Genomic DNA, 11,352 nt, shown 5'->3' with positions numbered 1-11,352 from the left:
TTTTCCTTAATTATCAGCCGACGCTATGTTCAAGGCTAATGGCCAGCAATTTTTGCGCCTCTACAGCGAACTCCAGCGGCAGCTCGGAGAAGACGTCTTTACAGAAACCGTTGACAATCATCGAGATGGCATCGTCTTCGCTGATCCCGCGCTGCAGGCAGTAGAACAATTGATCTTCGCCAATCCGCGAGGTGGTCGCCTCGTGCTCCAGCTGGGCGCTGTTGTTGCGGCATTCAACATACGGGAAGGTATGCGCCCCGCAGTCCGGGCCGATCAGCATCGAATCGCACTGGGTATAGTTGCGGGCGTTGGTGGCGGTCGGCATGATTTTGACCAGCCCGCGATAGCTGTTCTGGCTGTGTCCAGCGGAGATCCCTTTCGAGATAATGGTCGAGCGGGTGTTCTTGCCGATATGGATCATTTTGGTGCCGGTGTCCGCCTGCTGATGGCCGCTGGTCAGCGCCACCGAAAAGAATTCGCCGATCGAGTTATCGCCGCGCAGGATGCAGCTGGGGTATTTCCAGGTGATGGCCGAGCCGGTTTCCGACTGGGTCCATGACATTTTGCTGTTCTCCCCTTCGCACAGGGCGCGCTTGGTGACGAAGTTGAGGATCCCGCCGGTGTTGTTATCGCCGGGGAACCAGTTCTGCACCGTGGAGTATTTCACTTCCGCGTCTTTATGGATGATGACTTCAACGACCGCGGCATGCAGCTGATAGCTGTCGCGCACCGGCGCCGAGCAGCCTTCAATATAGCTGACGTAGCTGCCTTCATCGGCCACCAGAATGGTGCGTTCAAACTGCCCGGTCTTTTCGGCGTTGATGCGGAAATAGGTCGACAGCTCCATCGGGCAGCGGACGCCCTTCGGCACATAGATAAAGGTGCCGTCCGAAGCCACCGCGGCGTTCAGCGCGGCAAAGAAGTTGTCATTCCCCGGCACTACGGTGCCCAGATACTTTTTCACCAGTTCCGGATGGTCGTGGATCGCCTCGCCGAAAGAACAGAAGATGATCCCCTGCTCGGCCAGCTTTTCTCGGTAGGTGGTCGCCACCGACACCGAGTCAAATATCGCGTCCACCGCCACCTCGCGCCCTTCGCGTACCGGCACGCCAAGCTGGTTAAAGGCTTCTTCCACCTCGCTGGTCAGAAAGGTATTGGCCCCGGTCTGCTGCACCGCGCCAGGCTCGGAGGCGCAGGTCTCATCGCAGTTGCCGCAGGAGGGCGCGGAATAGTAGCTGGAATCCTGATAATTCAGCTTATCGTAATGCGCTTTCAGCCAGTGCGGCTCCTCCATTTCCAGCCACGCCCGGTAGGCATTCAGACGAAACTCCAACATCCACTGCGGCTCATTGCGGCGAGCCGAGATAGCCCGAACGACTTCTTCATTAATGCCTTTGGCCAGCTCATCGGTTTGCAGGCGAGTAAAAAAGCCCTCTTTGTAGTTGAGCGGGCCGCCGGTCCAGGTTTTGACATCGTCAGTTGCTTCAGTATTACGCGACATAGTTACTCCGCCTGCACCCCAAAACTTTCGCCGCAGCCGCACTCATGCTGCGCTTTCGGGTTATGAAATTTAAAGATTTCATTTAAACCTTCCCGGACATAATCCAGCTCGGTGCCGTCGATGAACGGCATCGCCTGCAGCGGCGCAAACAGCTTCGCCCCGTCAGATTCAAAGAGCAGATCGTCGGGCGCCGGCTCGGCAATCATTTCGAGCACATAGCCAAAACCAGCGCAGCCGCTGGTTTTAATGCCCAGCCGCAGCCCTTTCTTATCCGGCTGCTTGCGCATCAGATCGCGGATATGCGCGGCAGCGGCCGGCGTCATGGTCAGTCCCTGCCAGCTGAAATCGGCGGGATTAAAAGTTCCTGCTTGTACTTCCATCGATAGACCTCCAGGTTGGCGCCATCAAGGCATACCGCCATGTTAGTGATAATGATTATCACTTCAACCCTTCTGCAGCAGGGGTATTGCCTCATTTAGTGCTTTTTATAAGCATAGACCCTCGCCCGGGGATTATCAGGGCGTGCAAAGAGAACTTAATCGATTGATTTATAATATGTTATTTTGAAATCATTCTATCTCCGCACGCAATGGCAAAGATGTATCGAAAATACCGATTTATGCAATAGCGGCAGACCACCTTGCTGGTTATCCTTTGCAGGCGAGCATAAAGTGACAACGTAACAGAAAGACCATGCCAGCGCGGGGCGCGGCCCCGGCCATGCGCTAGAAAAAAGCGGGTAGTGAAAGCGCCCGCCGGTAACGCTTCAGGAAAGGAATAAGCGCCGCTCGCCTGGCCGCGTTCGGGAAATAAAAACCAAAATAAAACGGGCAAACGGGGCTGCCAGGCGGGATACCGGCTGGCTAGGTGCCTTTACTCACCAGCCGGGCGGCCTGGACAAAGACCTCATCCTCTACCCCGTCCCCCTTCTGTCTGCCCAGCCTCACCAGTTCATCCACGATACTCCCCTGATTAATCTGCTTTTGGGTCGCCACTAAGCTAATGACCGCCGCGCCGATGGCCATGCCAATCAATGCCGTTTGTTCATCTTTATCTTTCATGGTGTCGCTCCGTCTGTCCTCCTCAGAAAGGCTAGCAAAAGATACCATCTGCTCAATTTCAAATTCACCTTCTTTACGTCTGACGCAAAGCCTGCGGCAGGGCACCTGGCAGGAGAAAAACAAACTAAGCGGCTGATTGCAATGGCATAACACTAATGAACAATTAACAGACTTGTGAGCCTTGAAATTATTTTTTAGACTCATTGGTCTGTTAATTATCAATTGCGTAAAATCTTATGCCTAATTCGACCTTATTTTTCATCACCCTTTGTCTCTCTCGCGTCCTGGTGACCTTCTTCTTCTGGATGGCAGGCATCTACGGCGTCTTTCATTTCGCGGAGATCGTTCAGGAGATGGTGACCGTCGGCCTGCCGTGGCCGGTCTTGTTCGCGGCGGGCACGATTTTTTGCCAGCTGGCGGGTTCGGCGCTGATCGTTTTTAATCCTGCCGGCTACGGCTGGATTGGATCGGTGATGCTGATTGTGTTTACATTACTCACTATTCCGCTGGGACACGCCTTCTGGGCCTTCAGTGAACCCCGGCGCACTGAGGAATTCCATATTGCGCTTGAACACATTACCGTGGTCGGAGGATTAATTATGAGCGCGCTGTTTGCAGGCTATCGGCGATGAGCGAAACCCCTCGTCAGAAAGGTCGGCCAAAAGATCCATTGAAAACGCAGGCGATACTTCAGGCCGCCCGTAAGCTGTTTCTGGAACAGGGCCTGGAGGTGACAACGGCCGAAATCGCCCGCGTAGCCGGGGTGGCGAAAGCCACCCTGTATGCCAATTTCAGCGATAAAGAACATCTGATAGAGGCGGTCTTACGCCAGGAATCGGATCTCACCATCAGCGACCATGATTTCGCCCAGCGCCATCATCTGCCGCTGATCGAGGTGCTGACGGCGTTTGGCTATCGCTTTGTCCGCTTTATCAACCAGCGGGAACTGACCGGCTGGGACCGACTGATCGCCTCGGCTGCCGTGCGTCACCCCGATCTCCCCGGCCGCTTTTACGCCGCCGGGCCGGGGCGCGCGCAGCAGATGCTGGAAGCGATCATCGCCGAGGCGATCGAAGCCGGTACTTTACGAGCCTGCGATCCGCAGGAGGCTGCCGACGAACTGGCCGGTTTATGGCTGGGAATGACCAGCCTGGCGATAAAACTTGGCGCAAGACCTCCGCTGTCCGACGACGAAATCAAACAGCGGGTTGAGCGCGCCCTGGACGTCTTTCTGCGCGCGTATTCCCTGGCGCCGGGCTGATCCCTCCTTCCCCTTTTCAGTGCTGTGGCCTGGCGTAAGGCTGATTTATTGTGCCCAATCCGCGCCCGGCGCAAAAAATAATGTCCTTACCGGTTAGCATTAAAAGAAAATAACAACCACAGAGTGCAACGCAGATTATTCCATGAGGGAATAGTGGGAATGCTAATATTTCATTTCCTCGCCGGTTTTTAGAGGCCTATAGTTTTTTTACCTGCAGAACATCCACTAAGGTTAAAAAACATAAGGACATAATAATGATTGTTTCAGCCCCCAGCGATTATCGCGAAGCCGCTCGTCGTCGTCTGCCCCGCTTCCTTTTCGATTATATTGACGGTGGCGCGGTGGCGGAAAACACCATGAACGCCAACGCCGCCGAGCTTGCCTCGGTAGCTCTTCGCCAGCGCGTACTGTGCGGGGCCGGCGAACCGACGCTGGCGACCACGATCCTTGATGCCCCATGGGCGATGCCCGTGGCGCTGGGGCCCGTCGGCGCCACCGGGATGTACGCCCGCCGCGGCGAAGTCCAGGCGGCCCGCGCCGCCTCCCGCGCCGGGATCCCGTACACCTTATCCACCGTGTCGGTCTGCTCGATTGAAGAGGTGGCGAGCCACGCCAGCGGCGCGCTCTGGTCCCAGCTGTACGTACTGAAAGATCGCGGCTATATGCGTAACGCGCTGGAGCGCGCCTGGGCCGCTGGCATGAAAACCCTGGTATTTACCGTCGATATGCCAATCCCCGGCTCGCGGTATCGCGATAACCGCTCAGGGATGTCCGGGCCGCACGCCACCCTGCGACAATATCTCCAGGCTTGCACCCATCCGCGCTGGGCGATGAACGTCGGGCTGGCGGGCAGACCCCTGTCGTTTGGTAATATCGAAGCCTACACCGGCCACAAAATGACCATGGACGACTATATGGGGTTCATCAGCAACAACTTCGACCCGTCCATCGCCTGGCACGATCTGGAGTGGATCCGCGACAGCTGGCAAGGGAAATTAATCATCAAAGGGATCCTCGATGCCGACGATGCGCGCAATGCCGTGCGGCTGGGCGCCGATGGTATTGTGGTGTCGAATCATGGCGGCAGACAGCTCGATGGCGCCATCCCCACCGCCCGGGCGCTACCCAGGGTGGTGGATGCGGTCGGCGACGATCTAACAGTGCTTGCCGATTCCGGGGTGCGCTCCGGCGTGGACGTTATACGTCTGCTGGCCCTCGGCGCGAAAGGCGTGCTGCTCGGTCGGGCCTATATTTATGCCCTGGCCGCGGCGGGCGAAGCGGGCGTGGCGCATCTGCTGCGCTTATTTGCCGAGGATATGAAGGTTACCATGACCCTCACCGGCGCGACCTCGCCATCGGCCATCAGCCTCGATTGCCTTGATCGCCTCGAACAGGATCAACACCGCACTCATGCGGTGCCGGTATCCTTACCCGCCTGACGCTGCCCGGGACCTGGCCTGGCCATGTGCCTCGCCCAGGTCCGGCAAAGTGGAATTACCTCTGAAGGTGCAACTCTGTCTGCTGTACCGTGTTCTCCGGGCGGATGCGGAACCAGATCGCGTACATGGCCGGCAGGAAGATAAGGGTCATGATGGTTCCCCCCAGCGTCCCGCCAATTAGCGTATAGGCGAGCGTTCCCCAGAAGACCGAATGAGTGAGCGGAATGAACGCCAGGATCGCCGCCAGCGCGGTCAGCAGAACCGGGCGGGCGCGCTGCACCGTCGCCTCCACCACCGCGTGGAACGGATCGAGCCCCGCCTGTTGGTTATGATGGATTTGGCCAATCAGGATCAGCGTATTGCGCATCAGGATCCCCGACAGGGCGATCAGGCCCACCAGGGCATTGATGCCAAACGGCTGATTGAACAGCAGCAGCGTCGGGACCACGCCAATCAGCCCCAGCGGCGCGGTCAGGAAAACCATGACCATCGCCGACAGCGAACGCACCTGCAGGATAATGATCAGCAGCGTGAGGGCGATCATTATCGGAAATAACGGCACCATCGCCCGGGTGGCCTTGCCGGATTCCTCAATCGACCCCGCCGTCTCGATGCGATAGCCAGGCGGCAGCGAGTCGATAATGGGCTGCAGCGGCTTCATCAGCGCGGTGGAGACATCCGGCGGCTGCAGGTTCTCCGCAACATCTCCGCGGACGGTGATGGTCGGCGTGCGGTCGCGACGGCGAAGCAGCGGGTCCTCCATCCTGATCGACACGTCGCCAATCTGTGACAAGGGAACCCGCTGCCCGCCGCTGCCCACCAGGGTGAAGTCGGCGATTTTCGCCGGATCCAGACGGATGTCGCCCGCCGCGCGGCCGATCACCTGCACGGCGCGAATATCTTCCCGGACGGTGGTGATCGGGATCCCTGACAGCAGGAACTGCAGCTGCTGGGCGACGGACTGGGAGCTGAGTCCGCTCGCCTGCAGCCGGTCCTGATTGAGGCTGAAATGCATCACCGGTACCCGCGAACCCCAGTCGGTATTGACGGTGCGCATCAGCGGACTGGCCTGCAGCACCGATTTAACCCGCTCGGCGATGTCGAGCAGAGCGTGCGGATCGGGCCCCATCACCCGCCAGGCGACCGGATAAGGCGAATAAGGGCCAAACACCAGCTGAGTGACGCGCACCCGCGCCTCCGGCGCCAGGCCATTGGCCACCGCCTCCCGCAGCCGCCGCTTGAGCGCCTCGCGGGCACCCTGCCCGTCGGTCAACACCACCAGTTTGGCGAAGGAGGGATCGGGCAATTCCGGAGCCATCGCCAGGTAAAAGCGCGGCGCGCCCTGGCCGATATAGCTGGTGACAATCTTCGCCTCCGGCTGCCGCTGCAGCCAGTGCTCAATTTTCGCCGCCGCGGCGCTGGTCTGGCTAATCGACGACCCGTAAGGCAGCTGCACTTCAACCAGCACTTCCGGACGATCGGAGGTGGGGAAAAACTGCTTTTTCACCACGCTCATGCCCAGGATCGCCACGATAAACAGCGCCACCACCCCGGCGGCCACGCGCCATTTGTGAGCAATAACCCGGGTCAGCAGCCGACGGAAGCGCTGATAGCGCGGGGTGTCATACAGCGCGGCGTGGCCGGCCGCCGCGGGCTTTCTGTCCGGCAACAGGTGCACCCCCAGCCAGGGGGTAAAAATCACCGCCACCATCCAGGAGGCAATCAGCGCGATACCGACGATCCAGAACACATTGCTGGCGTACTCCCCGGCGGTGGACTGCGCAAATCCATTAGGCATAAAGCCCACGGCCGTCACCAGGGTACCGGCCAGCATGGGCGCGGCGGTATGGCTCCAGGCATAGGCCGAGGCTTTGAGGCGGTCATACCCCTCCTCCATTTTTACCACCATCATTTCGATGGCAATAATGGCATCATCCACCAGCAGCCCCAGGGCGAGGATCAGCGAGCCGAGAGTGATGCGGTCGAAGTTTTTGCCGGTCGCCTCCATCACCACAAACACCACGGCGAGGGTTAAAGGCACCGCCGCCGCGACCACCACGCCCACGCGCCACCCCATGCTGACAAAGCACACCGCCATCACCACCAGCAGGGCGACAAAGAATTTGATCATGAACTCATCGACCGCGGCGCTGATATTCACCGACTGATCGGTCACCTTGGTCAACGACATGCCGAGCGGCAGGTTCTGATTGATGCTGGCCGTTTCGGCATCCAGCGCTTTTCCCAGCGCCAGACCATTCCAGCCCTCGCGCATCACCACCCCCAGCAGCAGCGCCGGTTCGCCCTGATGGCGGATCAGGAAGGTGGCGGGATCTTCGTACCCCCGCTCAACCGTGGCGACATCGGCCAGTTTCAGCGTTCTGCCCCCGGCAATAATCGGCGTGTCGCGGATCTGCTGCAGGCGGTCAAACGCCCCATCGAGGCGGATAAAGATCTGCCCGCCCCGGGTCTCGATAGCCCCGGCGGCGGTCAGCACATTCTGGCTGTTCAGCGCGGCAAAAATCGCCTCTGGCGAAAGGCCCAGGGTGGCGAGACGATCATGAGAAAACGAGAGATAAATGCGCTCCGCCTGTTCGCCGAGGATATTCACTTTTTTCACCCCGGATACATGCAGCAGCTGCTGGCGCAGGGCTTCAGCGTCACGCACCAGCTGCCGCGGCGGCTCTCCCCGCGCTTTCAGAGCAAAGAGGGCAAAGGTGACATCGGCGAATTCGTCATTCATCATCGGGCCGGAGACGTCGGCAGGCAGGTTTTTCGCCTCATCCCCGAGCTTTTTGCGCGCCTGATAAAACTGCTCCGGCACCTCGGAAGGCGGGGTCTGATCCTGCAGCGACAGGGTGATCAACGCTATGCCAGGGCGGGTATAGGTCTCCGTGCGATCGTACCACTTTAGCTCCTGGAGTCGTTTTTCCAGCGGCTCGGCGACCTGATCCTGCATCTCCTGCGCGGTGGCGCCGGGCCAGACGGTAATGACCGTCATTTGCTTGACCGTAAAGGGCGGATCTTCCGCTCGCCCGAGTCCGAAGAACGCCACCAGCCCGGCGACGGAGATAAGGATAATCAAAAACAGGGTCACCGACCGCTCGCGGACGGCCAGCGCGGAGAGATTAAAACGCCCGGCGCTCATGGCTGGCTCCCGGCGGCATTATGCTCGCGTCGTTCCGCCAGACGCACCGCCTCGCCCTGGCGCAGAAGATGGGCGCCCAGGGCGACGATCGGCTCGCCGGGCTTCAGCGGGCCGGTCACCCGCGCGGTTTCATCATCCAGGCCGAGCACAGTTACCGGTTGCCAGGAGACGGTGGCCGGACGAGAGGCAATGCGCCAGACGCCAGGGCCGTTACCCGGATCGTAGACCGACGCCAGGGGCACCGCCAGCACCTGGCCTGGCGCCTGGTCGTTGCCGATGCGCAGGGTCACGGTAGACCCCAGCGGGGCATTCGCCAGCGCGCCGTTCAGCACATAGCGCGCTTCAAAGGTGCGGGTGGTGGCGTCAGCCGCGTCCGAAAGCAGGCGCAGGGTCGCCGTGACCGGCTGAGATTCGCTGCCATAGCGTGTCGCCAGCGCCTCGCTGCCGACCGCCGGGCGCAGCGTCTCCGGCAGTTGCACCCGCGCTTCGCGCTGCCCCGCCCGCGCCAGGCGGATCACCACCTGCCCGGCGCTGACCACCTGCCCCGGCTCAGCGAGGGTTTCCACCACCACGCCGTCAGCATCCGCCAGCAGTCCGGCATAGCCGGTGGCGTTTTGCGCCACATTGGCCTGCGCCTGGGCCGCGCTGAGGTCGGCTCTCGCCGCCTCTGCTGTCGCGTTAATCTGGTCGAATTCCGCGGCAGAGATGGCGCCGCTCGCCACCAGGCCGCGATAGCGGGCCAGATCGTTGGCCGCCTTTTTGGCTCGCGCCCGCGCGGCATCTACGGCCCTCTGTTGGGACTGCCCCTGCAAGGCTAGATCAGCCGGATCCAGGCGCAGCAGCAGCTGACCGCGCTTGACGCTCTGCCCGGTTTCCACCCGCCGTTCAAGCACTTTTCCCGCCACCCTGAAGCCGAGGTCGCTTTGGGTTCGGGCCACTACCACGCCGGTAAAGGCCCGCGAGCCGGCCTCCGCGCGCTCGACGGTCGCCACCCGGACCAGCGGCGGCCGGATGCGGGGGTCGTCATGATCGGCAGGTTCGCCGCAGCCCGCGAGGGCCAGCGGCAGGAGGCAGACGGCAAGATGGACGGCGTTGAGCCTGAGCATGGGTCACCTTAATGAAAAGACCGGATGGTGACCGCATTCTCAGACTAGTGACCAATAAAGTCAATAGTCACCAATCAGGGGGAGAGACTTCTCAGGATCAGGGAGGCAAGCAGCACCGCCGCGGTGGGCGCGGTGTCGAGATTGTATTGCAACTGCACCGGATTGATGAAAGGACACATCACCATATACACCGCCAGGGTCGCTTCATCCAGCGGGGTTTTGCGCTCGAACTCACCCGCCTGGCGGCCTTCGACAAGGATTTGACCAATCAGCTGCTGCAGATGACCGGCATACTGTTCCGTTGAAGGCCATTTATCGCGCGCCGCGACGGCGGCGATGTCGTACAGTTTGCGATCCTCGAAAAACAGTTCACTGCCGGCCTCGGTCAGCGCCCGGAACAGGCGGCGCAGTTTCTCGCTGGCGGACGGCGCATCGGCGATGGCCTCGCTGACGGCCACCATGATCTTCTCCAGCCGGCTGGCGCAAATCGCCTCGCCAATCGCCTGCTTGGAGTCAAAGAATTTATAGATATAGGCTTTGGAAAAGCCTATCGCTTTGGCGAGATCGGTGACCGTCGTTTTCTCATAGCCATAGCGACTAAAGTGCGCCATGGCCGCGTCAAGAATCTGGTCCCGAACGCTGTGGTCATGGGGACCACGGCTTGCAGGGGTGGGGGTATTTTTCGTCATCCGTTTAGCTTAATGCGATCGTTATCGTTTGACAACGAGTGACGTTATTATGATTTGGTCACAATAACGCCCCGGTTTGCGATCCGCTTCGCCGCGTCACGCCTCGGAGTTTATCGCGCCGGCGGGCAGACAACCCAGGCCTTGCAGCGTCTGATAAACCGCGCTGTCGAGCGGGGTATGCGGTTCCGCGCCTAAAAAATCAACCAGTTTATCGTTGCGCAGGCGTACCGGTAGACGCCAGAGATAGTGCATCTCGACCATTTCGCGCAGGGTGGCGTTGAAGGGCGCCGCCATCTTCACCAGCCACCAGGGAAAGGACTTCACTACCGCCCTGCCGCCATAGCGGGCGACCACCCGCTGGATCGCCTGACTCATTTCGCTGCCGTCCGGGTCCCAGTGGCCCTGCATATGAAAGCGGGCGAACGGCTCAAGCTCGCGCCTGCGGGCGAGCAGCGCGGCGATGGTGGCGGCCACGTCGGGCAGCCAGGCCCACTGATGCCCCACGCCGATCGCCCCCGGGTAGCTAATGATGCGGGGAAGCTGACCAGGCTTGACCAGCCCCTGAGAAAACCAGTTATTTCCGGCGCGCGGGCCAAAAAAATCGCCCGCCCGAACAATCAACGCCCGGCCGCCGCGCTGCACGTAATCCTTCAGCGCCAGCTCCATCGCCACCCGGATGGCGCCTTTGCGGGTCACCGGCTGTTGTGCGGCCTCTTCAGCAATCAGCGGAAAGGCATCCGGTCCATAGTTGTAGACCGTGCCGGGCAGGACTACAAGCGCCCGCTGCCGTTCGGCAGCCTGCAGGGTGTTGCGCAGCATAGGCAGTACCTGTTGCCGCCAGTGCCGGTAGCCCGGCGGATTCACCGCATGGACGATGACGTCGCAACCGGCAGCCGCCGCCGCGACCTGGCCGCCATCCAGCGCGTCGCCGGCTATCCACTGTATGCCATCTTCGGGATCACGCATCTGGGCGCCGCGCTTCAGCGCCCGAACCTGCCAGTTGTCTGCCACCAGCCGGCGCGCCACTTCCCCGCCGATGCCCCCGCTTGCTCCCAGAATAAGTACCTTGCCGCTGCTGTTCATCCTCTTTCCCCGTTCGCTAATGGATGCTTGACAGCCTACCTGCGGCTCATATCAAATGAAATTG

General features: G+C 60.5%; 11 protein-coding genes. 4 read left to right on the top strand and 7 right to left on the bottom strand.

Annotated elements, in window-relative coordinates; translation table 11 throughout:
- Window positions 1-13: 13 nt before the first annotated feature.
- The 3 genes from sufB to HMPREF3140_RS12950 all read right to left on the bottom strand — a co-directional run bounded on the left by sufB (window position 14) and on the right by HMPREF3140_RS12950 (window position 2,562).
- On the bottom strand, window positions 14-1,501 hold the full coding sequence (gene sufB / locus HMPREF3140_RS12960) for a Fe-S cluster assembly protein SufB (RefSeq protein ID WP_070553002.1): 1,488 nt from the start codon (window positions 1,499-1,501) through the stop codon (window positions 14-16).
- A gap of 2 nt (window positions 1,502-1,503) precedes the next feature.
- Window positions 1,504-1,881, bottom strand: coding sequence for a Fe-S cluster assembly scaffold SufA (gene sufA, locus HMPREF3140_RS12955; protein WP_004143232.1), 378 nt, complete (start codon window positions 1,879-1,881; stop codon window positions 1,504-1,506).
- A 483-nt stretch (window positions 1,882-2,364) separates the two neighbouring features.
- Window positions 2,365-2,562, bottom strand: coding sequence for a hypothetical protein (locus HMPREF3140_RS12950; protein ID WP_002908880.1), 198 nt, complete (start codon window positions 2,560-2,562; stop codon window positions 2,365-2,367).
- Here HMPREF3140_RS12950 and HMPREF3140_RS28795 point away from each other — a divergent pair.
- From HMPREF3140_RS28795 to lldD, 4 genes are all read left to right on the top strand, one after another.
- Window positions 2,561-2,698 carry a hypothetical protein gene (locus HMPREF3140_RS28795; protein ID WP_014343173.1) on the top strand — a complete coding sequence of 46 codons (138 nt, stop codon included), beginning with the start codon at window positions 2,561-2,563 and terminating at the stop codon, window positions 2,696-2,698. The two genes, HMPREF3140_RS12950 and HMPREF3140_RS28795, sit on opposite strands and share 2 nt — an antisense overlap.
- 100 nt (window positions 2,699-2,798) lie before the next feature.
- A complete protein-coding gene (locus HMPREF3140_RS12940) occupies window positions 2,799-3,194 on the top strand; it encodes a DoxX family protein (protein ID WP_002908881.1) in 396 nt (131 codons plus the stop codon).
- Complete coding sequence (locus HMPREF3140_RS12935; protein WP_002908882.1) at window positions 3,191-3,823, top strand: TetR/AcrR family transcriptional regulator; 633 nt, start codon at window positions 3,191-3,193, stop codon at window positions 3,821-3,823. The genes HMPREF3140_RS12940 and HMPREF3140_RS12935 overlap by 4 nt, the downstream gene beginning before the upstream one ends.
- Window positions 3,824-4,077: 254 nt before the next feature.
- Window positions 4,078-5,262, top strand: coding sequence for an FMN-dependent L-lactate dehydrogenase LldD (gene lldD, locus HMPREF3140_RS12930; RefSeq protein WP_004151846.1), 1,185 nt, complete (start codon window positions 4,078-4,080; stop codon window positions 5,260-5,262).
- Window positions 5,263-5,317: 55 nt separating this feature from the next.
- On the opposite strand, the gene HMPREF3140_RS12925 is transcribed toward lldD, so the two are convergent.
- The 4 genes from HMPREF3140_RS12925 to HMPREF3140_RS12910 all read right to left on the bottom strand — a co-directional run bounded on the left by HMPREF3140_RS12925 (window position 5,318) and on the right by HMPREF3140_RS12910 (window position 11,288).
- The gene (locus HMPREF3140_RS12925; RefSeq protein WP_032411759.1) at window positions 5,318-8,410 is read right to left on the bottom strand and encodes an efflux RND transporter permease subunit; all 3,093 of its coding nucleotides are present in this window, start codon (window positions 8,408-8,410) and stop codon (window positions 5,318-5,320) included.
- A complete protein-coding gene (locus tag HMPREF3140_RS12920) occupies window positions 8,407-9,516 on the bottom strand; it encodes an efflux RND transporter periplasmic adaptor subunit (RefSeq protein WP_004151847.1) in 1,110 nt (369 codons plus the stop codon). Before HMPREF3140_RS12920 ends, HMPREF3140_RS12925 begins: the two co-directional genes overlap by 4 nt.
- Before the next feature lie 74 nt (window positions 9,517-9,590).
- A complete protein-coding gene (locus HMPREF3140_RS12915) occupies window positions 9,591-10,205 on the bottom strand; it encodes a TetR/AcrR family transcriptional regulator (protein WP_002908963.1) in 615 nt (204 codons plus the stop codon).
- Window positions 10,206-10,301: 96 nt separating this feature from the next.
- Window positions 10,302-11,288: an NAD-dependent epimerase/dehydratase family protein gene (locus HMPREF3140_RS12910; RefSeq protein WP_004151848.1), complete on the bottom strand. Its 987-nt coding sequence runs from the start codon at window positions 11,286-11,288 to the stop codon at window positions 10,302-10,304.
- Window positions 11,289-11,352 lie beyond the last annotated feature (64 nt).

Origin of the sequence: Klebsiella sp. HMSC16A12 (genome assembly GCF_001808265.1) — a bacterium.
GTDB classification, from domain to species: domain Bacteria; phylum Pseudomonadota; class Gammaproteobacteria; order Enterobacterales; family Enterobacteriaceae; genus Klebsiella; species Klebsiella pneumoniae.
This window is presented reverse-complemented; position numbering and strand designations above follow the sequence as displayed.

Coding starts and splice junctions, on each gene's coding strand:
- sufB (WP_070553002.1), bottom strand. CDS start 1,501: ATGTCGCGTAATACTGAAGCAACTGACGATGTCAAAACCTGGACCGGC.
- sufA (WP_004143232.1), bottom strand. CDS start 1,881: ATGGAAGTACAAGCAGGAACTTTTAATCCCGCCGATTTCAGCTGGCAG.
- HMPREF3140_RS28795 (WP_014343173.1), top strand. CDS start 2,561: ATGGTGTCGCTCCGTCTGTCCTCCTCAGAAAGGCTAGCAAAAGATACC.
- HMPREF3140_RS12950 (WP_002908880.1), bottom strand. CDS start 2,562: ATGAAAGATAAAGATGAACAAACGGCATTGATTGGCATGGCCATCGGC.
- HMPREF3140_RS12940 (WP_002908881.1), top strand. CDS start 2,799: ATGCCTAATTCGACCTTATTTTTCATCACCCTTTGTCTCTCTCGCGTC.
- HMPREF3140_RS12935 (WP_002908882.1), top strand. CDS start 3,191: ATGAGCGAAACCCCTCGTCAGAAAGGTCGGCCAAAAGATCCATTGAAA.
- lldD (WP_004151846.1), top strand. CDS start 4,078: ATGATTGTTTCAGCCCCCAGCGATTATCGCGAAGCCGCTCGTCGTCGT.
- HMPREF3140_RS12925 (WP_032411759.1), bottom strand. CDS start 8,410: ATGAGCGCCGGGCGTTTTAATCTCTCCGCGCTGGCCGTCCGCGAGCGG.
- HMPREF3140_RS12920 (WP_004151847.1), bottom strand. CDS start 9,516: ATGCTCAGGCTCAACGCCGTCCATCTTGCCGTCTGCCTCCTGCCGCTG.
- HMPREF3140_RS12915 (WP_002908963.1), bottom strand. CDS start 10,205: ATGACGAAAAATACCCCCACCCCTGCAAGCCGTGGTCCCCATGACCAC.
- HMPREF3140_RS12910 (WP_004151848.1), bottom strand. CDS start 11,288: ATGAACAGCAGCGGCAAGGTACTTATTCTGGGAGCAAGCGGGGGCATC.